Below are 24692 nucleotides of genomic sequence, written 5' to 3'. Positions count from 1 at the left end.
ATGAGTGGTAGGTTTTTGAGGTTCTTGCTGGGCGTCGCTGGAGCATTAGTGGGAGCATTCTCAGCACTTCTCTGGGCCGGGTTAGCCCTCATATTCTCACCCTTTATACCCTTCATGGGAGGAAGAATTGAGCAAAACTTACCCTTACTTCTGCTACTCATAGTTCTTGCCGCATTTATCGGGGGGTTTTCAGCCGCTCTACATGATCAACCCCTAAGTATCCTAATAAGGCTTCTTGGCAGGGTTTTGAACGTTTACATACTCCAATTAGCGATGGGAGGCTCGGTGACTCGTTTAACGCTTCAAGGATTAAATATCGAGGTTGATTTTTCCACCTTTATCTCAATAGTGGCGTTTTTCTACGTGATCCCGCTGACCCTCGTGGACTCTATAAACTACCACTTGTCTTCTCTCGAATGGGAAAAGAAAATACACCCCTCCCGCAGGTGAATCGTGTTGAACCAGTGTTGGAAAAGTAATAAGTGTAAGACGGCTAAGCCCACGCGGAGTTTGGAATGGGTGGGAGTGGGGGGTAAAGAGGGGGGTTGTCACTGGGGGCGGCTCCCGGGTGGGCCGCGTGGGCGCCGAGACGCAGGGGGCGTCCAGGCATGACGGGGCAGTGATACAGGGGGGAGGGGAGGGGTCTGGGGCAGGGTTCCCGGGTAACAACCCCACCCCTCAGGGGCCCGGGCCTACAGGCCTGCGCCCCTTCACTGGGGCCCCGGGCAACAGGAGCCCGGGCTACGCTGTGACGCGTGGACGCTGGCCACGGTTGGCGGCTCCACGCCGAGGAACCCGGGCCCCCGAGAGGGGTGAGTAAGGGATGAGCAGGAAGAAAGAGAGCGGAATTGCGGTGGCCCCGCCCCTCCAGGGGGGTGGGGGTGGGGCGAAGTCCAGGGCTTCAAGGAGAAAGAGGACGAGGAGAACCAACATAGTTAAACTCGTTGTAGATAAGAACGTCCATGAGAGGCTCGTTGAACTAGCGGTTCATACGGCCAAGTGCTGGAACACAGTGAACTGACTGCGAATGCAGCAGTTCAAGGAGAGGAGGAAGATAGACTTTACAAAGACGGAAAAAGAGGTCTACGAGAGATACAAGCACATATTAAAGGTTAATGCACAACAAGTTGCTAGGAAAAACGCTGAGGCTTGGAGGAGCTTCTTTGAGTTAGTTAGAGAGAAGAGGGAGGGGAAATTACCAAAGTGGTTCAAACCGAGACCTCCAGGATATTGGAAGGACGAAAACGGCGAGTACAGGCTGGCCGTCATCGTGAGGAACGACCGCTACGAGGTGGACGAGGAGGATAGAACCATCTACCTGAAGGACTTCAAGCTCTCGCTAGAGTTTAAGGGGAAACTCAAGTGGCATGGGAAACAAGGGAGGCTGGAGATAATCTACGACAAAACCAGGAGGAGTTGGTATGCATATATCCCAGTCGAAGTCAAAAATGTAGCTGAAAATAAGGGCGACCTGAGGGCTTCAGTAGATTTAGGGATCGTAAACCTGGCCACGGTTTACGTCGAGGACAGCACGTGGTACATCTTCAAGGGCGGTAGCGTGCTTTCTCTATATGAGTATTACAGCAAGAGGATAAGCGTAGTCCAGAAGGTTCTAGCTAGACATAAGCAAAAGGGGAGTAGGAAGCTGAAACTGCTTTACGACAAGAGGAGGAGGTTCTTGAAACACGCTCTGAACAGTATGGTGAGAAAGGTGATGGAGGAGCTACAAGGAAAGGGCGTGAGGGAAGTAGTCGTTGGCTACCCAAAGGAGATCGCAAGGAACCACGGCAATAAACTCACCGCGAACTTCTGGAACTACAACTACGTCATAAAACGTTTCGAGGAAATAGGGGAGGAACTAGGTATCAAGGTCGTCAAAGTGAGCGAGGCAAACACTTCCAAACTCTGTTCCTTGTGCGGGGAAGCCCACGAGGGTGGGCGTGTTAAACGTGGTTTGTTCAGGTGTCCCCGCACGGGGAAGGTCATAAACGCAGACCTAAACGGTGCTATTAATATCCTACATATCTCCCTACATATCCCCGAGTCCCTAGGATCTGGGAGCAGGGGGGAACTCCCCGTGAGGGATAGGGGTAATGGGCTGAAGACCCAGCCCGTGGTCTACCGCTGGACGAGTGGAGCGGGGTGGGTGCGTTGTGCACCCACTAGCAATGAAGCGGTGAAAATGAAGGCGGTAAACCACAAACCCATGATCCGTCCTGAGGACCCTCGCCCTTCAGGGCGGGGGAGGAGGTCAGGGCTGAGGCCCATCTGTTTTTACTTTCATCTATTGTCTCGAGTTTTTTAAAATATAACATGACGTGTTAATAGGAATCCATTTGAAGATTTTTTCGGAAAGTTTAAACTGGTTTTATCGTAATGAATAATATATGAGCGCCGAAGATCCACTCATAGAGCTGGAGAACTTAGAATCTCCACGCACGAGGAGTATAATCAACCGTTTCAATAACGAGGTCAATGAGCTCTTAGCCAACATTATAGACAAGCACTACTCCCGTATACGCGAGCTTCACGACGAGCCGCGCGTAGCGGGAGCCGTGCTTATACGCGAGGGCATAGCGGTTCTATACAGGGGTTCGACAGAGGAAGTCTACTTGCTACACAGGGATGGAACACGCGAAAAACTCCTGTCTTCCCCGGATAAAGAGGTTTTCACGTGGATTTCAAAGGTACATGGTTCTGAGAGACTGGTAGCTGTCTCCGCCTCGCTCGAGGGCAGGGATTATAGCAAGACTTACATCGTGGACGTTAATGATAGGGAAATTGTCTATATGCTGGATGGGATAGTGGACTCTTTCCACAAGGTGGGGGACTCGCTCATCTATGTTAGGAATTACCGCACTGAGAAGCCGCCTGATGGGGGAGACATTCCCACTGAGAGGCTTGTAATGCTACAGGATGGAAGAGAGGAGGTCGTGTGGGGGAGTGGAATAGTTGGTGCAGGCGAGCTCATGGGAAGGGTCTTTGCTTCAGGGGACTTTTCACGTTTAGCCGTGACTGTGCAGCGTGGCTGGCGCAGTGCAAGGCTTTATGTTATCGAGTATGGCTCTTGGAGCTCGAGTCTGGTTGAGGAGGCCGACCACCCTATTCGGCTTGCGGGCTGGTTTGAGGGGCCTGTCTATGTGAGGGCTAAGGATACGGGGGATGAGCTAGTTGTCCAGGGAGAAGAGTTGGGTATTAGGGGTATCCTTGAGAGTGCTCTAGTATCTGGTGACAAGTTGCTAGTGGTAACAATGACGGACGCCGTCCATAACGTCAACTTGTACGACCTACGCGTGAAGTCCTGGTCCAGCCCCAGCATGCCTGTAAGGTATGCTTCGATATCTATACAGGATGAGCACAATGGAGAATTCCTCCTGTTAGCCTCTACCCCCTCTCATAGACATCTTTTATTCACGGTTAGGGATGGTGAGGCTTTAACCTGGGATGCGAGCATGGCAATCCCCGATCTAGAAGTCAAGGACTTGTGGCTAAGGAGCAGCGACGGCGTAAAGGTTCACGCCTTCTACATTTCGCGCACATCTCCACCCAGGGCTGTCCTCATATACGCTTATGGGGGTTTTGGGATAAGCTTAACTCCATCCTATAATCCATTCTTCCATTACCTTCTCGAGAGAGATTATGCTATCGTGATAGTTAATGCACGTGGGGGGAGAGAGGAGGGAGAAGCTTGGCATCGGGCAGGCATGCTTGAGAACAAGGAAAACACCTTTAAGGACGTTGCGAGCTTTGCAAGATTCTTTAAAGCGTTAGGTTTTAGGGTAGCAGCTATGGGATCCAGCAACGGGGGTCTCACAGTAGCCGCGCTCGCGACCAGATGGCCCGAATATTTGGATGCTGCGCTTATAGGCTATCCGGTGCTGGATATGCTGCGGTATCATCTACTATACGTCGGGCGATACTGGATCCCAGAGTACGGCGATCCTGAAGACCCCAAGATGCGTGAGATTCTGTTTAGGTACAGCCCGTATCACAACATTCCAAGCGAAAAGAGGATGCCTCCAACGCTAATCTTTACGGGCTTGAATGATGACAGGGTTCACCCAGCCCATGCTTTGAAATTCGCAGAGAAGGCTCGCGGATCCGGGCATCCCGTCTACTTGAGGGTTGAAACAACTAGTGGACACATGGGGGCAAAGTCTGCCGTCAGGGCTCTAGAACAATCATACTTAGCAGCTTTCCTTGAGAAATACCTCGAGGGAAGATAACATTTAATGCGGAGAGTGTCTAGGATACAACTTAAGATAATGGTGGACAACGGGTGACATCGTATTGGGAAGAAAACTTGACTCATTAGTCCATGGGACAGCCCTGGAAAAATTTCATATGCCCCCTCTCAGCCTTGCCTGGAATAATCTGATATTTTACACTGGCCAAACATTCGAGCCGTTACATGTGAGCAATCTCCCTGGAAGCCCCAGAACCATCGGGCTTGAAGCTATGAGGCCTCTAAAGGTGCAAGCCCGTATGATGGTGTCTTGATATGCCGTATGTCACCGTCGCTCAAATCGAGCTCATCGCGATAAACGGTGGATCGCTCCCCTGGTTTAACGGTAGTGAGAGCAGGGGGGCTTTTCTCTCTATAGTCGCGCAGGCTAGCGAAAAGCTTGCACGGAGGCTCCATGATGCAAAACGATCCCCCTATTCGCTAAAACCAATAACGTTTAGGTCTGGGTTTAGGCTGGTCAAGAGCCGCGAACAGGCAAGCGCTGAAAGTGGAGTGCTGTTTGAGCCTGGAGCCCTAGCTGTACTGGAAGTGTCTTTTCTCGACGATACAATTTCGAGGAGTTTTATCTCAGAGGTTCTTCCAGCTGCTCCTGGTCTCATCGTAAAAGGGATTGAGTTTAGAGTGGAGGGCGTCTCACTAAGAGTTGTAAATCCGAGAGACATCTTGGCGGGAGGGAGTGAAGCGGAGATAAGCTCTCTTGATGTACGATTCATAACACCAACCTATTTCAACCCGCTTAGCGGGGATCAAAGATACAAGGTTCTCTATCCCGATCCTCAGCATCTGTTTTCTAGCCTGATAGCCTCAGCTCACGCACTTACGGGACTTGACCTGCCAAGGCCTCAGGAGCTAGCTGAAAAGGTTTACATTAGCGGAATAAGCATAAAGACGCCTAAAATGGTGGCTTCAAAACCGGCTCCGAATGGTTTTACTGGTTGGGTAAGGATAACGTTCAAACCAGGTGCCTCTGTGCAGGATAGAAGGCTTGTTACCGGGCTGTTAAAACTGGGGGAAATCGTTAACGTTGGAGGCAACAGGAGCGCGGGCTATGGCGTTATAAGCGTTAAGCCGTTGACCCCGAAAAATACCACCAATACTTCGCAGTAAGCTGAGCCCATAGGTATAGAAGTCCTGTGGAGTAGTATAGTCATACCCGGCTTGACCTGTAAAAACTTCTAGTCAGGGAAGATAGTCTCAAGTAATCCCTGTAGAGCTTGTCATACCTTCTAGTCCAGTCAGGCCTGGGCTTCACGACGTACTCAGTTCTTATCAGTCTTAGAGCTGACTCTTTAAGCGACCTGAATAACCCTATCGATTGGCCAGCCAGGATTGCCGCTCCAAGAGCAGAGAGTGCCTTGACCTTGAGAACCTCAACGTTTACACCTAGCACGCTAGCTCTAATCTCATTCCATAGAGCGTTTGCCGAACCTCCTCCGCCTATCCGTATACGCTTTAAGGGTTGGCCTAGATACTGCATCTCTTCCAAGACGTGTCTATCGGAGAAACTTATACCCTCAAGGAAAGCCCTGAAGATGGTAACTGTGTCGTGCGTCAAATCCAGTCCGAAAAGTGCCCCCCTAACACTGGGACTAAAGAATGGCGCATACTCTCCTTGCAGGTAAGGCAGAAAAAGGAGATTTAAGGATCCTGGGGGCCTCTTAGCAGCCCTCCTAGTTAAGCCTTCAATATCTAGCCCGAGAGTGTTAAATAGTCGGAGATAGAACTGTACTGATAAGCCTGAGGAGGCTGTAGAAGAATATAGCACGAAGGTAGACCCTTCAAAGTAAGGCCACGAGTAAAAGGAGGGATTACGGGTTTTAGGTTTCTGCAACGTCATCATGGCTATGATATCCGTTGAGCCGGAGGAAATCACAGCATCACCAGGTTCTAATGGTCCTCCTCCTATGAAGGCCGCCATACCGTCGATTGTCCCTGTAGCAACGGGGGTTTTTTCCTTTAGACCAAGCATCCTTGAAGCCTCCCTTGTTAGCTCTCCTGCAACCTCACCCGGATTTCTTATTAAGGGCAATTCGACATCCTCTAGCCCTAACATCTCCAGGATCTCATGAGACCATTTCCCATTAGAGAAAAGACCGGTCCACCATGCTTCAAGCCAATCGGTGGAAAACTCGCTTGTCAGAAGGTATCTGATGTAGTCTTTGGCTGGTAGGAAAGAATTGAACTTTACGCCTTTTCGTCTAAGATAAGAGAGTTTGAAGGAGGTTAGACTGGGGAATATCTCTCTAGGCAGACCTGTCAAATCTTCAATTGTTTTCAAATCGGCTGGTCTAAGTATCCTTTCAGGTTTAACACGGAGATCAGAGTATAGTATGGCGTTACCCGCTTCCTTCCCGTTGAGGAGGGGGACAAAGCTCGGAAAATGTCCTGTCACTCCTATTGAGATTATCCCTTCAAGTTTACCTTTGAGGTTCTTTGTAACTTTTCTAGTCGATTCAGTAACTGCCTTCCGCCACTCGGAGGTGTTCTGCTCTCTTATGTTCCTAAAAGCAATGGTGGATATTGGTGCGGTTGCGGTGGCAAACTTGCTCCCATTCTCGTCTATGAGCAACGCTTTGCAACCCGTGGTACCCAAATCTATACCTAACAGATAATTTGACACATTTGTAATTCTACACAAAAAATATAAATTTCATATGTTTTGAAAAAGGGACAAAACATGTTGGATACCCCGGGAAAATATAGTCGTTGGAGCAGACTCACAAAAAATTCTAAGAGGTTATTCATAGTAGCACTCGATCACGGGGGAGAGGATGCGATCTATGAAGGTCTACAAGACATGCCCAGACTCTTCAACGAGATACTCAACGAGAAACCCAACGCGCTGATACTCAACGAGGGAGTATACCTCTCCTATTTTAAACTGTTGATAGGCAAGACAGAGGTAATTCTTAACATTCCCTTTGATCCTAAGGCTGTTGAATTCGCCGCAAAACTGGACGTTGTTGGTGTTAAGACAGCTTACTTTGGAAAAGCCCCGCTCGACCCCTTGACTTCTGAGAAGATGAGGGCTGTGGCTAGAGCAGCCTATGATTTTGGACTGATATATATTAATGAAGTAATACCAGTAGATCCTCAGGGTAAGGTAATCTATGATGCCCACCAGATAGCCCGCATCGCACGCGTGGCGGCTGAGTACGGTGGCGACATAGTGAAAACAGCTTATGCTGAGCCATTCGAAACAATTGTGGAGGCTGTCCCTGTACCAGTCATAATAGCGGGTGGTGAGAAGGGCTCGATAGACATCTACAAGGTAATCGAGAAAGCTTTGAGAGCAGGAGCACAGGGAGTCGCTATTGGACGAAACATATTTCAATCGCCTAATCCCCGTGAAGCTGCTTCTAGGATAAGGAAACTAGTTGAAGAGGTCTAAAGGATGAGGGCTGCAATTTTAAAAGCTCCGAGAAGTGTTGAAGTCAAGGAGATCAGTGATTTAAAAATCGGTAAGGGAGAAATCCTCATCAAGGTCCACACTGTCGGCGTGTGTCCAACAGATATCCGGTATTACTTGGGCTTGAGTAAACCTGAATTGTGGGATGGTCGTTTAGAATACGGCTCTTCTTCCTATGGTCTGACTGGCCACGAGGTTAGTGGAGTAGTTGAAGAGGTGGGAGAAGACGTAAATGGAGTTACTCCTGGAGAATTAGTGGTCCCGGACAGTTATGTGTCATGTCTCGACTGTTTTTTCTGTAGAGACGGCAGGCATAATTTATGCCCCCGGAAGCTCGCCGTTGGTAGAGGATACGCGGAGTTCATGAAAGTTCCCGCTAAATGGGTTCATAAGATACCTGAGAAACTCCCTTTAGATGTTGCAGCCTATGCTGAGCCTTTAGCCGTTGTGTTGAATAGCGTCAGGAAACTCAAAATCGAGCCCTCCGAGGTTGTTCTCGTTGTAGGCGGAGGACCTATGGGCGTCCTTTCAGCGTTAGTGGTACGTGCACTAGGAGCGATTCCAATAATCTCAGAGGTCAAGGAGGAACGTATCGAATTTGCTAGAAGACTAGGGATTAATGCATATACGCCCGTAGAGGCAAAGCAGGTCGTCTATTCGCTTAGCAATGGACTCGGAGCCGACAAGGTTACCATAACAGCCTTAAGCCGGGAGACCATGGCTTTTGCACTAGAAAACTCTCGCAATGGATCCATCATAGCTCTTTTTGGTAGCATCCATCCGAGGAGTGAGCCACAGACTGATCTAAACAACATACACTATGCGGAGAAAATTGTAGTAGGGGTATCAGACTACCAGCTTAAGGATATGGATGTGGCCCTCAGGATGCTGAAGGAGAAAACCGTTCAGGTACAGGAGCTTGTCACTGCCGTATACCCCTTGGAAAGCATAGCCGATGCTTTCGAAGAAGCCATTAGTGGAAGACAGATGAAAATTCAAGTCAGAGTATCAGAATAGTTAGCTGTTTTCTTCACTGAGAAAGTAGTATAAAGCAGTAGATTAAAAGGGAGAAGAAATAAAAATCTTTAAGCTATGAATAAAATTATTTTCTTTGATATTCCTTGTTGATCAGGAGCTTTATCCAATCTCTGACTTTTAGCTCGCCGCCTGTTTGAACAAGAACCCCAGATTCTAGAAGTTTCCTTATGGAATCTCTCGTTAGTTGAGACTGTAGGGTATCTAAGCTCCCACCGCCCCTTGATAATAAATCTAAAAGCCGTAAAAGCTGTGGATCCGGCATAACAGGGATTATCGGAACCTCTACGGTATCCCTCATTGTCTCATGTATGTAGTAGGCCTTACCTTGTCCTAGTGTGAGACAAGCAGCAAGGTATAGAATAGCGGACTCCAGCTTAAAGCCTCCCGTAAGGTTAATGTAGACTACGAGTCCCTTCTCCCTGTACTCGACAAATTTCTTTACTATGCTGTCAAGGAGATTGAAGAGCCCCTTTTGGAAGTCAATACCCAGGTCTTGAACCCTTTGAACTTCAACCTCAACACCCTCCGCCTCAAGGTAGCTCGCGAGGACTCTAGCCTGGAACTCTGAGACACCTGTGTCTGATGCTAAGAGCGTAAGGGCTCTGACTATTCCTCTTTCAAGATAAGGTCTCATCGCGTTTAGCTCTGCGCTCAGCTCGAAGGGCTGCCCTCCAAGGGCCCTTAAGGCCGTTTCAAACTCCTCTGTACCCACGGCTGCCCTCCCTCCAGCAATAGCATCTGTAGGGCTACGGGGTGCGGCTCTTGTCCATTCGGAGAACTCTCTGAGAATATTATCTGGAATCCCTAATTCTTTTCCTTTCTGGGCGAGGTTCCTGATGAGACTTGTCCCCACTGCTACTATGTGTCCCGTTGCTGCCGAGCCTTGCATCATCTAGTTTTATGATTTTGATGAATATAAGAGTATATATCTAATTCTTGAAGTGTATTGTATATTACAATATACATATTGATTTATATACCACTTTTGATAAGAATAAATTTGATAAAACCATGACAAAAGGTTTGGCAATTATAATGTTCTCGGGTACAGCCGACAAGTTTATACCTCTTGGTGTTCTCACTCAGACCGCCGCCAACCTTGGAGTCCCCGTAAGGATCTTCGTCACAGGCTTCGCGACACCTTACTTCACTAAAAACAAGCCTCAACCCCGCTTCCCCAAAGAGTTTGAAGACATGGTCCCCCACCTAATTAAGGGACTAGAGAAGATAAAGGCTCCAAGCTGGTATGACATGCTTAAAGAGGCCAAGGAGGTGGGTGACGTCAAAGTTTATGTGTGCAGCCTCATAGCAGAAGCCCTAGGCCTTAAGAAGGATCATCTAGACCCAATAGTTGACGACATTGTAGGCGCAACCTTCTTCATGAAAGAAACCGCCGAATACGAGGTCATATTCATCTAGGCGACCCAAATGCCTGAAATCACCGTAGATGCAAGAGGAATGGCCTGCCCCGGCCCCATATCCGCTCTCACACGGGCTTACCGTAACGCGCAGAACGGGGATATCATTGTAGTTATGGCCACCGACCCCGGCTTCGAGCCCGACGTCAAAGCCTGGATTGAAAGGACTAAGAACGAGTTGCTAGAGTTGAAGAAGGAGGGCGAAGTTATAGTCGCGCGTATAAAGGTTGTAGCTAAAAAATGATTTTTCATTTTATCTTATATTAGGATTGAAAAGGCGATTAAATGAAAAAAGTTGTAATTGTTGGTGGGGGTGGAGGTGGAGCCATTCTAGCTAACCTATTACCGCATGACGAGTTCTCAGTGACGGTCATAGATAGGAGCCCTTACCACCATTTCCAGCCGGGCAACCTGTGGATTGCCTTCAAGGGTGTTAAGAAGGAGAAGTTCCTAAGGCCGATACGTGAACTCCTTAAACCTCAAGTAAGTTTCCTTAATGATAACGTTGTGGAGGTTAACCTCTCGGAGCGCTACGTGAAAACCGCTGGCGGAAAACATCTCGAGTATGACTATATAGTCCTAGCAAGTGGGGCTGAGCTTGATTATGACGCGATTCCCGGCCACCGAGAGTTGCTGGAAAAATTTGGAGACTTTTACTCTTCTCCCGAAAACGCCGAAAAATTGTATCATAGTCTTCGCTCTATGAGTGCTGGGAGATTCGTCATAGCTATTGCAGATCCGATCTACAAGTGCCCACCTGGACCTCACAAGGGGGCGTTCCTCTCATGGGACTTCTTCGCTAGGAGGGGGTTGAGGGAAAAGGTTAAAGTCGTGCTAGCTGTCCCCGTCCCACACGCCTATCCATCGAAGGTAATAGCAGACGTTATAGAGCCCGAGTTCAAGGCTAGGAATATCGAGCTGCACACGTTTTTCACAGCAAACGAGATTGACCTTGAAAAGAAGAGGATCCTAAGCCTTGAGGGCGAAGAACTCGCATTTGACGTTGCTACAGTTGTCCCTCCGCATAAGGGTGCTACGTATAAGATCACACCGGAAAGCGCGAAGGATCAAGGTGGTTTTATAGTGATCGATAAACACACAAGCAATATACAGGGATTCGACGATGCCTTTGCTATAGGCGACTGTACTAACGCTCCAACATCAAAGAGCGGTGTTACCGCCCACCTCCAAGCCGAAGTCGTGGCTGCTAGGCTCCAGGGATTTGACGCCCGGTACAGCGGGAGGACGAACTGCCCCGTCATAGCTGATGGGAAGGGCTTATTCGTGATAAGCGACTATGATCATCCTCCGATGCCTGTTCGCTTCTCTAAATTTAAGAGGCTTATGGAGGATCTCTTTGTCGCGACTTACTGGAGTGCTATTAGATACCCTGAGCTCTGGAGCCCCATCTTCAAGGCCTACTTCGACGCAACTGATGAGATGTTAAGAAGTGGTAGGGGGTGGTAGGCGTGTCGGGAGGAATCGAGGATATTTTAACCCCAACGAGAAGAGAAGCTCTTGAGAAATTCCTGGACCTTCTTGTAAAACTAAATGAATCCGGAATACTAGACACCGCAAGCGATATCGTTGATCCTGATGTTATAGGCCGTCTCTCAGAGATACTACTGAGGCCGTCAACGCTCCAGATCCTTGACCACCTAGACGAGATATTAGACGCTATGGGCCAGGTAAAACCTGAGACTTTGACAAAGAGCTTCGCGACGCTGGGCACTGTTTTAGAGGCAATGGAGAAGGAGGCAAAGCCTGTCGGTATCCCAGGCCTGTTGAAAGCCCTATCGGATCCAGAGGTTCAGAAAGGCCTTGGTGTAGCTTTAGAGGTTCTCAGAGCGCTAGGCAGATCCCATAAAAAGTAATTTTTTCTAACCTTTTTTGATTTTTTGCAGATAAAAGAATAACCAATTTAAGCTACCCTTGAACATCCAAACCGTAATATGGCGAAAGAGCAGCGACTCAAAAGGAAGCTTGGACTACTTGGAGTGTTTAGCTTCGGCTACGCCGACGTCGGCGCAGGAATCTACATGACGCTTGGATTGGTAGCTGCCCATGCAGGACCAGCTACGCCTATCGCATATGCTGTCGCCAGCATCTCTTACCTCCTGACAGCGTTAAGTTATGCGGAACTGAGCTCGTCTTTCCCCGAGGCGGGGGGAGGGATGATATTCGCTGAAAAGGCATTCGGGAAATTCATAGCATTTCTTGCCGGCTGGAGCCTGCTCCTAGACTACATAGTCACGGGCTCGATCTTCGCGTTGTCAGCTACAGGTTATCTTGGACACCTAATACCTCTACTTAAAACAGATCCTTATTTCGGCCTAACAGCAGCCCTCCTCGTAGGCTCTCTAGTTGTTCTCAACATCGTAGGGATTAGAGAGTCTGCAGCCGTGAGCTCTATACTCGTAGTGATGGATGTTGTAGGGCTTTCAGTAATCATGTTAATAGGCTATACCACCAGGTTTCAGCCCTTCTTCGACCAGATAGCGATAGGCACTAACCCCACATGGGAAAACTTCTTATACGGCTCCACCCTCGCAATGGCGTCCTACCTTGGGATAGAAGTCGTATCGCAAACGGCTGGAGAGACTCGTAAAGCAGGCTCGACTATACCCAAAGCCGTCAAACTTGTCAGCATAATAGTGATACTCTTCGCTGTCCTCTTCTCAACACTAGCCATAGGCGTGGTAGGCTGGCAAATCCTAGGAGAATCTGAGAAGGATCCCGCTGCCGTAGTTGCACAGCAACTTCCTTACGGAGGGATATTTGCGCTCTGGATCTCCATGATAGGCATGACAGTGTGTTATGTCGCAACAAACACGGGTGTAGTAGGCGTTTCGAGGATGGTTTACGCCATGAGCGAGCAGGGTATGCTTCCCGAGTGGCTCACCGCCCTACACAAGAGGTTTAATACACCCTACAAAGCTATAATACTATTCGCGTTCTTCCAGCTAATGCTCGCCTATATAGGGCATCTCGGTCTAGCAGCAGATCTATACAACTTCGGGGCATTACTCTCGTACATGATTGTAAACCTTTCTGTAGTGATGCTCCGCATCAAGGATCCGTATCGTTACAGGCCCTTCATGACCCCCGGAAATATTACGGTCTCAATAAAAAGGAAGAGCTACCTCATACCTCTAGGAGCTATCGGCGGTTTCATAGCAAACCTAGTAATGTGGCTGATGGTGGTGGGCACACATGAAGAGGGAAGGCTAGTGGGATTCTCATGGCTGGCCGTTGGGCTTCTTGCATATTTCCTTTACGTTGCGAGAAAACGCTAAAACTAGTGTTAGCCTTTAAGCTCTGTCTCAAGAGCCCTGTAGATCTTTCTCAGTACCCTTGAGCGCACGTCTTCAACCCTCTGGGGGTTTAGTATCCTCACTTTAACTTCAAGTTCTACCGTTTTAGCGTTCAATGAGACTACTTGAATCTCAGAGTCGCCGGTTCCTTCTTCACGAGCCTCTTCGCTTATCGCTTTCTCAATAGTACTTATAATATCGTCAAGACTTCGCGAGAGAGGAACGGATATTCTCGCAGTAACATCTATACCACCCGCCTTTGAAAGGTTGCTGATGGTATGCTTGACCAGCAAATTATTTGGGATGTAAACGCGTGCATGCGATCTCGTAACGACCTGAGTATACAGATCGTTTATTTCGACGACCTTGCCAACAATCTCCTCAATCTTTACCCAGTCCCCGACATTGAAGGGCTTATACATGTCAATGATCTGTTTTGCAAAGTAGTTTGGGAGGATGTCTCTGAGCCCGATGACGACAAGTACACCTATCAGTACCACAAAGACTAGTATTGTCTCGAGTTTAAGGTTTAACAGTTCTAATGAGAATAGTATGCCCACCATGTAGATCGCCCAGGAGCCATACCTTGCGGTGGCTTCCGCGAGCAAAGGGTTATACCTCCTAAGAGATCTCCTAATTATCCTCGAAAAGAGAAAGCCTATGACAAGCGTAGCCAATAAACTTCCAAGCACCGATAAAAGAAGCTCTAGCCGCAGCTCAAGCATCTGGAGCAAGCCAATCCCCTCCAAAATGACCTCTTTTCTTTTTTATATTTAAAGCGGATGCCTTACTCGTAAAGGACACGTATAAGTTCATTCACTCTTTCCTCCCTACCAACAACAACAATCTCGTCGTCGGCTTCCAGTACTAGATCTTCCGTTGGACGGCTTGGAATGCCCTCTCTCACCACTACTCCGACGAGAACTCCCATATCCTCTATACTTTTTATACTCCTTCCGACAAGCGGTGAGTCTGGTACAACGCGAATCAATGCGATGACTTTGTCCCGATCCCTTAGGAGATACTTGTACTCCGGGTTAACCACGGCTTCAATGAAGGCACTTAGTGAGTTAACACCCAGACAGACGACGGTGTCAGCCACCTCCCCGCCAACACGTTCACAGTTCTCACTCTGATTAATCCTGACGACGACCCTTGGTACGCCGAGCTTCTTTTTCGCTGTCGTGGCAACCTGTATATTAACGCTATCACTGTCTGTTACAGCATAAAGGACATCCGCTTCCTCCACCTGTGCGTCTCTCAAAAGACTTGTTGACCTTGCATCTCCACAGTAGACTACTGCATCATAATTTTTTGCTAGGAAGTCGCAGACTTCTTTCTTCCTATCTATTATTACGACCCTGTCCCCCCTACGTGCGAAAAAGTCTGCTATGGCTTGGCCAATTTTTCCACCTCCCACCACGACTATATACATAACAACCCAGAGCTATGAGAAGAAACAGCTTAAAAACTTTCCATGGCCCAATACAACAAGCGGTTTTTTACTTTTAAATTAGCCTTGTAAATAATGACGGAAGCCTTATAATACAAGTCGCTCTAATTCTGGTCTGTGTTGATTTCTAAGAACATTAACTGACTAAGGTTCTTATGCTCGTGTTTGAACTTAGAGGAACTTACTAAATCTTTAAAACCAGGGATATGAGTTCCCCCTGTAACAAGGCATGTACAATTTTTATAAAAATCACAAACACAGTCACAGTAACTTCTTCTCATGATGTATGGTTAATAAAACGAAATAATAGATAGGCTATAAAAGTTTTAAATTTTCCAGTAAAGAATATAAATACCCTAAACCAACTACTTAATGTATGGCAGGAAAAAAGAAACTCTTGGCACTACTTCCTATAGCATTACTATTCCTATCATCCACGGGATTGGCAGCTCAACTAAAGAACAGTCAGCTAAACCTCTATGGACAACAATACGAGAATACTCTTGTCCTCATAACGCCTTCGAACAAGAATCTTCTTAATGCTATAATTCCAGCGTTTCAGAAATACGCGAAGGAAAAGTTAGGAGTAGATGTAAAGGTTCAACTCATACAGGTCGGTTCTCCAGAAGCCATGAACAGAATTATAGCCTGGGGCGGAAAGCCAGACGCAGATATATTCTTTGGTGGTGACCTCATCTATCACTGGAAAGTCAAGGCACAAGGTCTACTTGAGAGGTACAAGCCAAACTCGCCTTATTATGACCGCCTCCCCTCCGTATTCATGGGTTTTCCATTGAAAGATCCAGACGAAATGTGGCATCCTAAGCTATGGTGGGGACATGGGCCAATGTATAACCTAGAAGTATTGAATAAGTTTGGACTCCAGCCTCCTAAGACCTGGGAGGAACTTCTCGATCCAAAGTGGAAGGATTTAATAGTGATGTGTACTCCTTCAAGATCTTCATCGACCTTCATCAACGTTGCAGTTATAATGCAACGTGAAGGCTTGGACAAAGGATGGGCGTTCTGGCGGCAACTAGCTGCAAATGTTGGCACATTTGTTCAGAGGAGCGCTGATGTCGTAGAGCTTGTCCAGAAAGGAGAATACGCGGTGGGCTTTACATACAGCCAAGGCGCAATTTTTGCTAAGGCCCAGGGTTACCCTGTTGGAATGTATATGGATCCCACAGGCTTCATAGTATCGGGAGTTTCACTTCTAAAAGGAGCTCCTCACCCCAACATCGCTAAAGCGTTTCTAGACTGGTGGTATACTCCTGATGCACAGCAGGCAGCTCTTAGCGCTGGCGGAATTCCAGTGCTCCCAGATGTTAAAATTGACGGTCCACCTGGTTCACCCGCTGCTATTTTGAAAGAGTTTCTTGGCGGGAAAGATACGATATATGATTACCTACAATCCTTCAAGAATGTACAGTTCTACAACTTCACCTTTGCTGAGAGCATCTACAACCAGGTAGCCAAAGAGTTTGATGACACAATAGTAGCTAAACACAACGAGCTGAAGGATGCCTGGGCTACTATCCTTGACGCTAAGACGAAGGTGGCCGGTGTGCCCCAGGCCGAGGCGAAACTCCAGGAGGCCATACAGCTCTTTAACAAGGGGAATTATGCACAGGCAAAAAGCATCGCGTTGGAGGCTGTCAATATAGCCGCTGCGGCTCCTAAGGGTCCCTCAGCCACAGACATAGCCTTATACATAGTGATTGCCATTGTAATCGTTGGAGCAGCATACTATGTGTACTCGCAGAGGAAAAAGAAGTCACAAAAGCAATGATAGTGTAATAAAAAAGATAATGTTTAATGTTTTTGGGCATCATCTTTAAATGGTTCTCTATGATAAGCGTGATGGATTAAAGGGAGATAATATGGTCTCTGTTCGCGTTGAAGACGTATGGATGCTTTTTGGAAACGTTAAGGCCCTACAGGGAGTAGACCTTGAGGTGAGAGAAGGAGAGATGGTTACCCTATTAGGGCCTAGCGGATGTGGGAAAACCACACTTCTCAGGGTAATAAGTGGCCTCTATAAACCCACTAAAGGAAAAGTGTACTTTGACTCCGAGGATGTAACTGATAAAAACCCTTGGGAACGTAACGTGGGTCTTGTCTTTCAGGATTATGCACTTTGGCCTCACCTGACAGTTTACGACAACATAGCATATGGTCTTAGGCTTAGAAAAGTAGAACAAAGAGAGATAAAGGAACGCGTAAGAGGCGTTGCCAGGCTTCTAGGTATAGAGGAATTATTAGACAGATACCCCCATCAGCTCAGTGGTGGTCAGCAACAACGTGTAGCTCTTGCGAGAGCCATTGTTATTAATCCAAGCGTAATGCTCTTAGACGAGCCTCTAAGTAATTTAGATGCCAAGATACGCATAAACGTCAGAACCGAGATAAGAAAACTCCAAAAGAAGCTTAACATTACATCAATTTACGTGACACATGACCAAGAGGAAGCGCTTGTACTCTCGGATAGAATAGTGGTTATGAACCATGGAAGAGTAGAACAAATTGGTACACCTTTCGAAATTTACTATCATCCAAAGACTCTATTTGTCGCAGACTTTGTAGGGCAAGTGAATATAATTAAGGGAAGAATTAATGGGATGGATGAGAGTAGACACCTAATAGAAGTTGATAGCGAGATCGGCCGAGTTCTCGTATCTAGCGACCAAGATGTAAAAAGTAGCAACGAGGTCTACCTTATATTTAGGCCTGAGATGGTAGAGGTATCAAAGGTAAAGCCTCGTGAAGATAACGAGTCTACGATAGTCGAGGGCATGATCGATGCTGTGCAGTTTCTAGGAAATATCTTACGAGCAGACGTCGCTGTTGGTGAAAAAAGGATAAGAGTAGAGCTTCATAATCCACTCTTCCGCGAGAAGTTTTCACCACAAGACAGAGTATTCGTCAGAATACCCGCTTCTAACATCAGGATTCTCACCGGGTGAAGATTGGAGATGATTGGAAAGTATAGCTTCACTGACATAGTGAGAGGGATACTGATAGCTTACGTCATATTTTTCATCCTTTATCCTCTAGTGTACTTCACTGTTTTTGTTATGTCCCCTAGAAGTATAAATGAAATTTTCTCCTTTCTTTCAAGCGACCTCTTTCGAATCTCACTTAACAACTCAATTTATGTAACCATAATCACAACCATATTTACAACTATTGTTGGGGTTCCCTACGCATATTTCCTTCACAGGTATCGAATACCTGGTAAAAGCGTAATATTACCCTTAACATTCATGCCTACAATGGTGCCACCATTCGTTGGAGCATTATCTATAATATTCCTGCTGGGACGATTTGGAACTTTAAATCTGCTTCTCCTCGAGGCTAAAATTATAGATCGCCCAATCAACTTCATATATGGCCTTCACGGAGTCATACTCGTACAGGTGCTCACTCTCTTCCCTTGGATCGCCATTAATGTCTATAACAGTCTGCTTAAACTAGATAGAACGCTTGAGGAAGCTGCAGAGTCCCTGGGAGCTGCCCCTCTACGGCGTTTTATTACAGTTACACTTCCAGGACTTATGCCTGGGCTGATAACAGGGTTGTTTATGGTAGCCTCATTCTCCTTCACAGACTACGCCACGCCTATAGTCTTAGGCCAGTACCAACTTCTAGCGCCACAAGCATTCGTCAACATACAGCAAGCAATAGACGAGTCTAGAGTCCGGACTGGAGCCTATATGGTTTTCTTTATGTTGATGATCGTCTTAGCCCTTTTCTTCGTTACTAAGCGCTATCTCACAACGAAGGAATATGCAAGTCTTCGCCTTCCACGCCCTGTCGAGGAGATACCGCTTAGGGGAGTAGCGGCTAAGCTTCGGGCAATGTACATCTATCTTATGATCACGCTCGCTTTGCTCCCCCATGCATACGTGTTCATCATCAGCTTTTCAAAGGTCTGGAGCTTCACTCCTTTTCCTACAGTATACTCTCTTGAAAACTTCCAAACAATATTGTCCAGAAGCACACCATTTATCAACACGGCTCTCTATGCAATCACTGGTACTTTGATCTGCTTTCTAACAGGAATGTTTGGAGCCTATCTTGTTGTCCGCACGAGACATCCTTTAAACGATTTTATCGATGCATCACTCTCAATGATGTTCATAGTTCCAGGTATAGTAATAGGAACTAGCTATCTGTTCGCCTTCAAGAAAGACATACCCTTAGCGGGATTGCTGGGTTCTGTGTGGATCATAATGCCTCTCATGCTGGCTACCAGGAGAATAAGCTACACACTTCGTTACTCGTACGCTTCTTACCTACAAATTAGGAAAACGTTAGAAGAGGCAGCATACGTACTCGGCGAGACCCCGTCGCGGGCATTCTTAAAGATAGTGGTTCCCAACGCTATTTACGGCATTCTCGCCGGAACAATCTTCTCATTTATCGAGATAGTGAACGAGCTAACAGCCTCGCTATTCCTTTACAGGCCTGGCTGGGAGACCATAACAATCCAGATGTTCGTCGCCATAACGGCAGGCGAGTTGAACATCGCGGCCGCATACGCTGTAATCCTTTTCCTTGCCTCAGCATTGCTAGCTGTCCTAGCCATGAGATTAGCGTCTCGAAAATAAGCAACAATACTTCCCTGGTCCTTGTGGGAGGTTTTCACAATTATTCTCAAGCAAAATTGTCAAGCCACGTCCCGGTCTGAAAGCATTGACGTTATTATTTCTGTTATTGTGTCTCCCGCCTCACGAACACTTCGTGACATCTCTGCTCCGAACTCTATTTTTTCCACTTGGATTCCAATAAGATAGGTCTTTACCTGAAGCATATCCACTAATATGGCTAGAGGGATGGAGTGCGTGCTAATTGGTACGGGTTTAAATTCTGATCCAGGTACCGGGGCAACCAATATGCATCCCGGCTTGAGGCCCATGTCCACAGCATCGATAAGTATGAGTACATCAGGTTTCTTCTCTTTAATTTTACGTATATGGAGCTCCGGGTTAGGGCCCGCTACGACTACGTATTCACCGAAGCCCTTTTTAATCAGCTTTCTAGCGACATAAAATCCGACTCCATCGTCTCCACTTAGAGGATTTCCTATCCCGACAAAAACCACCCTTAATCCTTTCAGCGTTTCGAGTAGCTCCTCAAGCTCTTTATGGCCCCTGCACCCGTCGTTCATAACCTTCTTTCATCATATTATCTAAGGAAACCTCAAGATATATCTTGCCCGGAAGCAAACCTTAAAGTTGTAAAAAATGAATATGTATAATATCGAGTATGGACTCTGAACATGAGAGTCATGACAGAGGCACTAAGCATTGACGCTATTGCCGGTCTCCTCCTAATAATAACTCCACTAATCCTTCTAGGGCTCTTCAGGAAGAATGTTTTATCTACCTCAATCATAACACTCGCCCTGGGAAGCATCCTAGCGATCAGCCAAGCCAAAACCCCAGTGCTCGTAAGCTCTCTCTATAACGGAGCGTGGACCGGTGTCCAGATATCCCTGCTTATCTTGGCTGCAATCTTCTTCTATGTCAACTATATATCGCTTGGCTATCTAGACTCTCTCCGGAGAAACATAAAACCGGGTAAGGGGACGGAGCTCTACTTGGCTGTCTTCTTCTCAGGATATATTGAAAGCATGTCAGGTTATGGAGTTTCACCCGCTGTAACAGCACCAATACTCTTGAACCTGGGGACCACTGCCCTTATGGCGACAACGCTCCCGATGTTTGGACATGCATGGGCTGTCCCCTTTGCTAGCCTTGGCGTCCCCACTCTTGTATTGTCAGGCGTCACAGGTGTGGATGCCCGTCCTCTAGCCATGGAAACCGCACATTTACTTACAATTCCTCTAGCATTAACCGTCATAACTATAGGTCTGATGGTGAGGCCCTCCTTTAAGGCATTCTCGATTGCTTTGCTCCTAGCCTTCTCGACATATATCTTTGCAGGGGCAGGTCTCTATACGGCTATTTTACTTGGTTTAACGGGTTTTACTGTGGGTATTCTTATCACGCAGGGATTCTCGCCCACAGTCAGCGTAATCAAAGGTCTTCTACCCTACCTCTTGCTATCAGTAATAGTCATCGTCCTAAACATTATCGGGCTTAGAGGCTTAGTGTGGGTGACCCTTTCCACGATCCTAACAGCCACGCTACTGGCTTTTTGGAATAGAGTGGGAATACTGGACAAAGTCAGGCGAGCAGTGAAAATGACGAGGAACACGCTTCTAAGCATTGTCGCCTTCTCTGTAATAGCCGAGCTGTCAAAGCAGGCTGGATATGCAATATCTCTTGCAAGGCTGATAGCATCTCTATCCGGAAACTGGTATACGGTCATAGTTCCCTTCGTAGCCCTTATAGGATCCTTTATTACGGGCAGCGCGACTAACAGTAATTTCCTACTGGGTGCACTTCAGATGGCATATAGTGACTTTGCCGGCATCGACCCAGTGTTTGTTTTAACGTTGCAAAATGCTGGCGCCGGTCTGGGGAGCGGGCTTGCCCCGGCGAAGATAGCGATAGCGGCATCTACGACAGGGGGGTCAAAGATAGAGAGTGAGGTTTTTAGAAGGAGTGCTTTAATGATACTGCTACTAGTCTTATCATTGACGATTACAGCTGTTCTGAGAATTCTCTAGGATGAGATGCCCCCTAGAAATTAATTTTGTACATGGTACGATTTATCCTTCAGTTATTTCGCTCAAGTGGATTCGTTTATTTTAGTAATGTATTCTAATAAAAGAGGATAAAGATCTGAAAAATCTACATGGAAAAAGTCGAAGCAAATAAATAGGGAAGTTTAATGAAGGTAGCAGGGGGAAGGGAGGGTAACCTCGCCCGGGGTTAGGGTTAGATTATAGCAACCCTCCTTTCTTCCCCCTCATATTTATTTTTAACGCGTTGAGCGATAACCCCAGGATTCGTCCATTTTTTGAGTAAAAGATTTTAAGACTAAAGTCGAGCGTCTATAGGAGATTGTGGATTGAACTTCAAGACACCCCGACATGTGATAATTCGCGAGGAAGCTCTTGACGACGTTCCCCAGGTCCTTAAGGAGTATGGGTGTGACTCACTCTTGATTGTGAGCGACGTCAATGTGAGGATGCTGTATGGCGTTAGAATTGAGCAAATCCTGTTGAGAATGAACATCAAGCCTATCTTTATTAATGTCTCGACCAACGACCGGCCAACGCTTGACAAGATGCATGTGGAGCTGTCCACTCTAGACTTTGACTGTGTGGCTGGGATGGGAGGGGGGAGACCTGTAGATGTAGGCAAGTATCTTGCCTTTAAGCTCGAGAAGCCTTTTATAAGTATCCCGACCTCTATCAGCCACGACGGGTTTGCAAGCCCTATAGTCGCGCTGAAGGATGAGAACGGCAACCCATTGTCGCTTTTCACGGCTCCCCCTATATCTGTTATAGTAGATCTAGACGTTATTTCGCAGGCTCCGAGGAGACTCTTAGCGAGTGGTGTTGGAGACCTGCTTGGGAAGATTACAAGCGTCGCAGACGCCAGGTTGGCAGCGCGAGAGGTTGGGGAACACGTCCCTGAGTCGGCTTTAAGGATGGCGGAAGCGGCTGCCCATATCGTCCTCGAAAACATTGAGAGTATCGTGTCCTTCTCCAAGAAGAGCATGACATTGCTAGCAGAGGCTGGGCTTCTTGCAGGGATGTCCATGTCAATCGCGGGAAGCAGTAGGCCATGTAGTGGTTCAGAGCATCTCTTCAGCCACGCGATTGACAAGCTTTACCCTGGACGCGCCTTGCACGGAGAGCAAGTAGGTGTTGGCACCATAATAGCTGCATACCTGCATGGAATGGACTGGATTCGAATTAAACAGGCCTTGAACGCGGTAGGAGCTCCTACAAGCATCGAGGACCTTCACATGACGCTTGACGAGGCCGTAACAGCTCTATTATTAGCTCCGAGGCTAAGAGATAGATATACTATATTACACAAACTCTCCCTTGAGGATAAGGAGCTAAGGGAGATAGTTCTAAGAACGGTCTCAAAGGCTAAGCATCAGTAGGAAAACTGTTAAAAGCCCAATGAACATAAAGACTATTCCTGAAATCTTGTGAAGAGTTGTAAGGTTTAACTTCCTGGCCAGTTGCCTGAGGGCTATCACGCCTAAGATGTTTGCAGCCATGTAGCCTATAACACCCCCGAGAAGGGGAAGGATGGGGTTTTCAGCCCCAGCAGCGGAAGCAATTGTAGCCAGTTGTGTTTTGTCGCCGATTTCCGATAGGAAAACTGTGGTGAAAGTTAATCCTTTGCCTTTAGATTCCAGCTTATGGTTTTTAGATCTATACATGTGGAGCCCAATCAAAAAGAAAAATAAGCCTGAGAGGAGTTTTAGGAGTAGTCTCGCCTCCTCAAGGAAATAGTAAACACTACACGCGACTACGACTGGTGCAGCGTTCGCTGTAAGGTAGCCAAGAATTGAGACGATCAACACGTGGAGTGGATTATTGGATAAGGCCAGGGTAGCTGTCGCTATCATCGTCTTATCGCCCAGCTCTGCAAGCATTACCAGTATTGAGGTTCTGAGGAGAGTTTGTAGTGCTTCATCAGCCACGGTCAATCCAAAATTGAAGAAGAATATTAGGCTTATTATATGCATTATCCATGGCAGGATGGTTAGGGTACTGAGACAGACAAGTATTTTAGGCATAAATAGTTAAAAGATGTGTGCAGGATCTTTGGCTATATCTCTGTCAAACCTTTAAGCCCTGCGTTTGCCTTCTTTAGCGGAGCTACAAACCTATTCACACTTTCAAAGGAGCATGATGACGGCTGGGGGATTGCATGGACAGGTAGCGCTGGCTGGGAACTCTACAAGGAAAGCTCTGCCTTATATCGGTCTGAAACGGCTCCGAGTCTGATAAGGAGCATAAAAGCCATGCTGGTCATAGCACACATCCGTAAGGCATCGCGTGGGGAGTTATCATTTGAGAATACTCATCCCTTTGTCAGCGATGGCTGGGCATTTGCACATAACGGGACAATCGAGGATTATTCAGTACTGAGGAGTATGCTCGGAGATAGGGAAGACAAGCTCCAGGGGAATACTGATTCGGAGGCTTTTTTCCAGCTACTCATCAAGAATATTGAGGAGAAAGGGAGCGTTGTAGATGGAGTTAAAGGTACCATTGAAGCAATGAATGGCTTAGAGTATACGAGTCTGAATGCAATATTCAGTGACGGCAACCAGCTATACGTTCTAAACTACTTCCTGGATGAAAACATCGAGTACTACACAATGCATATTGGGAGATTTATGATTGATGGCGTCGAGCTAATTGCTGCTGCTTCAGAGCCTGTAGGCGGGATAGAGGGGTGGGAGAAGATAGGCAATAGGAAGCTTGTTGTAATAGACAGGCGTTTGAGAGTTAGCGTGTATCCTTTTCCCTGACCCAACGGTCAACGAACTCGCTTAGAGTCCTTTGTCTCCTCCAAAGCATAACTGCTGCTATATGTGTGCATATTCCCTTCTCTCTAGTGTACCCATATCTGGTGTAGAAGCACTCGCACTTGTATTTCCCATTCGAAAGCCATACCCTGTAACTAGGCCTTGAGTCACCTAGCTCCCGGAATCCTTTAACAAGCCACTCTCCCTTTCTGACAGGTTTTACTCCTGCCAGTGCCCTGTAAAGAGCTCTGTAGTACCAGCTTTGACTTTTCGTGTTGAAGGTTTCTCTTAGTTCTCGGTAAGCAAGAGCGAGGGACTCCAGTTCTTGGGGGGCCTCACCTCTGATTATTCTTCTTGCGATCAGAGCTAAATCGTCCGTCAAACCCCTCTTTGATTT

General features: G+C 47.1%; 24 protein-coding genes and 1 pseudogene. 18 read left to right on the top strand and 7 right to left on the bottom strand.

The genetic code is table 11. The annotated features are described in order from the left end of the window. From MA03_RS02240 to cas6, 5 genes and pseudogenes are all read left to right on the top strand, one after another. Complete coding sequence (locus MA03_RS02240; RefSeq protein ID WP_052883715.1) at positions 1-450, top strand: hypothetical protein; 450 nt, start codon at positions 1-3, stop codon at positions 448-450. A gap of 481 nt (positions 451-931) precedes the next feature. After that, positions 932-2261 (top strand): annotated as a pseudogene (locus MA03_RS02230) (RNA-guided endonuclease InsQ/TnpB family protein). Between the two features lie 126 nt (positions 2262-2387). Next, on the top strand, positions 2388-4226 hold the full coding sequence (locus tag MA03_RS02225) for a prolyl oligopeptidase family serine peptidase (protein WP_052883713.1): 1839 nt from the start codon (positions 2388-2390) through the stop codon (positions 4224-4226). 64 nt (positions 4227-4290) lie between these two features. Further along, complete coding sequence (locus tag MA03_RS08895) at positions 4291-4500, top strand: hypothetical protein (protein WP_219731645.1); 210 nt, start codon at positions 4291-4293, stop codon at positions 4498-4500. Between the two features lies 1 nt (position 4501). After that, entirely contained in the window at positions 4502-5353 is an 852-nt protein-coding gene (cas6, locus tag MA03_RS02220) for a CRISPR system precrRNA processing endoribonuclease RAMP protein Cas6 (protein WP_052883712.1), read from the top strand. A 40-nt stretch (positions 5354-5393) separates the two neighbouring features. Here cas6 and MA03_RS02215 read toward each other — a convergent pair whose 3' ends face one another. Next, a complete protein-coding gene (locus MA03_RS02215; protein ID WP_191118666.1) occupies positions 5394-6866 on the bottom strand; it encodes a xylulokinase in 1473 nt (490 codons plus the stop codon). Between the two features lie 57 nt (positions 6867-6923). Between MA03_RS02215 and MA03_RS02210 the strand changes: the two genes are divergently transcribed. After that, positions 6924-7637 carry a class I fructose-bisphosphate aldolase gene (locus MA03_RS02210; RefSeq protein ID WP_052883710.1) on the top strand — a complete coding sequence of 238 codons (714 nt, stop codon included), beginning with the start codon at positions 6924-6926 and terminating at the stop codon, positions 7635-7637. A 3-nt stretch (positions 7638-7640) separates the two neighbouring features. After that, positions 7641-8672, top strand: a complete 1032-nt coding sequence (locus MA03_RS02205; protein ID WP_052883709.1) for a zinc-dependent alcohol dehydrogenase — start codon at positions 7641-7643, stop codon at positions 8670-8672. A gap of 85 nt (positions 8673-8757) precedes the next feature. Here MA03_RS02205 and MA03_RS02200 read toward each other — a convergent pair whose 3' ends face one another. Continuing rightward, positions 8758-9585, bottom strand: a complete 828-nt coding sequence (locus MA03_RS02200) for a putative CRISPR-associated protein (protein ID WP_052883708.1) — start codon at positions 9583-9585, stop codon at positions 8758-8760. Positions 9586-9704: 119 nt separating this feature from the next. On the opposite strand from MA03_RS02200, the gene MA03_RS02195 reads away from it, so the two are divergent. The 5 genes from MA03_RS02195 (at position 9705) to MA03_RS02175 (ending at position 13407) form a co-directional block, all read left to right on the top strand. Continuing rightward, entirely contained in the window at positions 9705-10112 is a 408-nt protein-coding gene (locus tag MA03_RS02195) for a DsrE family protein (protein ID WP_052883707.1), read from the top strand. Positions 10113-10121: 9 nt separating this feature from the next. Further along, positions 10122-10355 carry a sulfurtransferase TusA family protein gene (locus MA03_RS02190; protein ID WP_052883706.1) on the top strand — a complete coding sequence of 78 codons (234 nt, stop codon included), beginning with the start codon at positions 10122-10124 and terminating at the stop codon, positions 10353-10355. Positions 10356-10396: 41 nt separating this feature from the next. Then, complete coding sequence (locus MA03_RS02185; RefSeq protein WP_052883705.1) at positions 10397-11578, top strand: NAD(P)/FAD-dependent oxidoreductase; 1182 nt, start codon at positions 10397-10399, stop codon at positions 11576-11578. A gap of 2 nt (positions 11579-11580) precedes the next feature. Then, positions 11581-11985: a DUF1641 domain-containing protein gene (locus MA03_RS02180; protein ID WP_052883704.1), complete on the top strand. Its 405-nt coding sequence runs from the start codon at positions 11581-11583 to the stop codon at positions 11983-11985. Between the two features lie 78 nt (positions 11986-12063). Next, positions 12064-13407 carry an APC family permease gene (locus tag MA03_RS02175; RefSeq protein ID WP_052883703.1) on the top strand — a complete coding sequence of 448 codons (1344 nt, stop codon included), beginning with the start codon at positions 12064-12066 and terminating at the stop codon, positions 13405-13407. Between the two features lie 8 nt (positions 13408-13415). Here MA03_RS02175 and MA03_RS02170 read toward each other — a convergent pair whose 3' ends face one another. Continuing rightward, positions 13416-14174 (bottom strand): mechanosensitive ion channel family protein, encoded by a 759-nt coding sequence (locus tag MA03_RS02170; RefSeq protein ID WP_052883702.1) that lies wholly within the window; start codon positions 14172-14174, stop codon positions 13416-13418. A gap of 38 nt (positions 14175-14212) precedes the next feature. Further along, a complete protein-coding gene (locus MA03_RS02165) occupies positions 14213-14860 on the bottom strand; it encodes a potassium channel family protein (RefSeq protein ID WP_052883701.1) in 648 nt (215 codons plus the stop codon). Positions 14861-15254: 394 nt separating this feature from the next. Here MA03_RS02165 and MA03_RS02160 point away from each other — a divergent pair, with 394 nt between their 5' ends. From MA03_RS02160 to MA03_RS02150, 3 genes are all read left to right on the top strand, one after another. Beyond that, entirely contained in the window at positions 15255-16670 is a 1416-nt protein-coding gene (locus MA03_RS02160; protein ID WP_052883700.1) for an extracellular solute-binding protein, read from the top strand. A gap of 91 nt (positions 16671-16761) precedes the next feature. Then, the gene (locus MA03_RS02155) at positions 16762-17844 is read left to right on the top strand and encodes an ABC transporter ATP-binding protein (RefSeq protein ID WP_052884866.1); all 1083 of its coding nucleotides are present in this window, start codon (positions 16762-16764) and stop codon (positions 17842-17844) included. Positions 17845-17853: 9 nt separating this feature from the next. Then, the gene (locus tag MA03_RS02150) at positions 17854-19491 is read left to right on the top strand and encodes an ABC transporter permease (protein WP_052883699.1); all 1638 of its coding nucleotides are present in this window, start codon (positions 17854-17856) and stop codon (positions 19489-19491) included. Positions 19492-19550: 59 nt separating this feature from the next. Here the strand turns inward: MA03_RS02150 and MA03_RS02145 are convergent, their stop codons facing one another. Further along, on the bottom strand, positions 19551-20051 hold the full coding sequence (locus tag MA03_RS02145; protein WP_052883698.1) for a hydrogenase maturation protease: 501 nt from the start codon (positions 20049-20051) through the stop codon (positions 19551-19553). 111 nt (positions 20052-20162) lie between these two features. Here MA03_RS02145 and MA03_RS02140 point away from each other — a divergent pair, with 111 nt between their 5' ends. Both MA03_RS02140 and MA03_RS02135 read left to right on the top strand, forming a co-directional pair. After that, positions 20163-21518 (top strand): L-lactate permease, encoded by a 1356-nt coding sequence (locus MA03_RS02140; RefSeq protein WP_052883697.1) that lies wholly within the window; start codon positions 20163-20165, stop codon positions 21516-21518. A 344-nt stretch (positions 21519-21862) separates the two neighbouring features. Then, positions 21863-22912 (top strand): iron-containing alcohol dehydrogenase, encoded by a 1050-nt coding sequence (locus MA03_RS02135; protein ID WP_191118665.1) that lies wholly within the window; start codon positions 21863-21865, stop codon positions 22910-22912. On the opposite strand, the gene MA03_RS02130 is transcribed toward MA03_RS02135, so the two are convergent. Continuing rightward, positions 22892-23557, bottom strand: coding sequence for a TMEM165/GDT1 family protein (locus MA03_RS02130; RefSeq protein WP_052883695.1), 666 nt, complete (start codon positions 23555-23557; stop codon positions 22892-22894). The two genes, MA03_RS02135 and MA03_RS02130, sit on opposite strands and share 21 nt — an antisense overlap. 15 nt (positions 23558-23572) lie before the next feature. Here MA03_RS02130 and MA03_RS02125 point away from each other — a divergent pair, with 15 nt between their 5' ends. After that, complete coding sequence (locus MA03_RS02125) at positions 23573-24298, top strand: class II glutamine amidotransferase (protein ID WP_052883694.1); 726 nt, start codon at positions 23573-23575, stop codon at positions 24296-24298. On the opposite strand, the gene MA03_RS02120 is transcribed toward MA03_RS02125, so the two are convergent. Continuing rightward, a complete protein-coding gene (locus tag MA03_RS02120; protein WP_052883693.1) occupies positions 24276-24677 on the bottom strand; it encodes a hypothetical protein in 402 nt (133 codons plus the stop codon). The two genes, MA03_RS02125 and MA03_RS02120, sit on opposite strands and share 23 nt — an antisense overlap. Between the last annotated feature and the right edge of the window lie 15 nt (positions 24678-24692).

This window comes from Thermofilum uzonense (assembly GCF_000993805.1).
Taxonomy (GTDB): Archaea; Thermoproteota; Thermoprotei; order Thermofilales; family Thermofilaceae; genus Thermofilum; species Thermofilum uzonense.
The sequence above is the reverse complement of the archived record's forward strand: the minus strand, read 5'-3'. Positions and strand labels throughout refer to the sequence as shown.

Excerpts from the sequence above, each read along its gene's own strand:
- MA03_RS02150 (WP_052883699.1), top strand. The coding sequence starts at position 17,854 with ATGATTGGAAAGTATAGCTTCACTGACATAGTGAGAGGGATACTGATA.
- cas6 (WP_052883712.1), top strand. The coding sequence starts at position 4,502 with ATGCCGTATGTCACCGTCGCTCAAATCGAGCTCATCGCGATAAACGGT.
- MA03_RS02240 (WP_052883715.1), top strand. The coding sequence starts at position 1 with ATGAGTGGTAGGTTTTTGAGGTTCTTGCTGGGCGTCGCTGGAGCATTA.
- MA03_RS02175 (WP_052883703.1), top strand. The coding sequence starts at position 12,064 with ATGGCGAAAGAGCAGCGACTCAAAAGGAAGCTTGGACTACTTGGAGTG.
- MA03_RS02225 (WP_052883713.1), top strand. The coding sequence starts at position 2,388 with ATGAGCGCCGAAGATCCACTCATAGAGCTGGAGAACTTAGAATCTCCA.
- MA03_RS02185 (WP_052883705.1), top strand. The coding sequence starts at position 10,397 with ATGAAAAAAGTTGTAATTGTTGGTGGGGGTGGAGGTGGAGCCATTCTA.
- MA03_RS02200 (WP_052883708.1), bottom strand. The coding sequence starts at position 9,585 with ATGATGCAAGGCTCGGCAGCAACGGGACACATAGTAGCAGTGGGGACA.
- MA03_RS02210 (WP_052883710.1), top strand. The coding sequence starts at position 6,924 with ATGTTGGATACCCCGGGAAAATATAGTCGTTGGAGCAGACTCACAAAA.
- MA03_RS02140 (WP_052883697.1), top strand. The coding sequence starts at position 20,163 with ATGAGAGTCATGACAGAGGCACTAAGCATTGACGCTATTGCCGGTCTC.
- MA03_RS02130 (WP_052883695.1), bottom strand. The coding sequence starts at position 23,557 with ATGCCTAAAATACTTGTCTGTCTCAGTACCCTAACCATCCTGCCATGG.
- MA03_RS02190 (WP_052883706.1), top strand. The coding sequence starts at position 10,122 with ATGCCTGAAATCACCGTAGATGCAAGAGGAATGGCCTGCCCCGGCCCC.
- MA03_RS02160 (WP_052883700.1), top strand. The coding sequence starts at position 15,255 with ATGGCAGGAAAAAAGAAACTCTTGGCACTACTTCCTATAGCATTACTA.
- MA03_RS02205 (WP_052883709.1), top strand. The coding sequence starts at position 7,641 with ATGAGGGCTGCAATTTTAAAAGCTCCGAGAAGTGTTGAAGTCAAGGAG.
- MA03_RS02155 (WP_052884866.1), top strand. The coding sequence starts at position 16,762 with ATGGTCTCTGTTCGCGTTGAAGACGTATGGATGCTTTTTGGAAACGTT.
- MA03_RS02195 (WP_052883707.1), top strand. The coding sequence starts at position 9,705 with ATGACAAAAGGTTTGGCAATTATAATGTTCTCGGGTACAGCCGACAAG.
- MA03_RS02145 (WP_052883698.1), bottom strand. The coding sequence starts at position 20,051 with ATGAACGACGGGTGCAGGGGCCATAAAGAGCTTGAGGAGCTACTCGAA.
- MA03_RS02165 (WP_052883701.1), bottom strand. The coding sequence starts at position 14,860 with ATGTATATAGTCGTGGTGGGAGGTGGAAAAATTGGCCAAGCCATAGCA.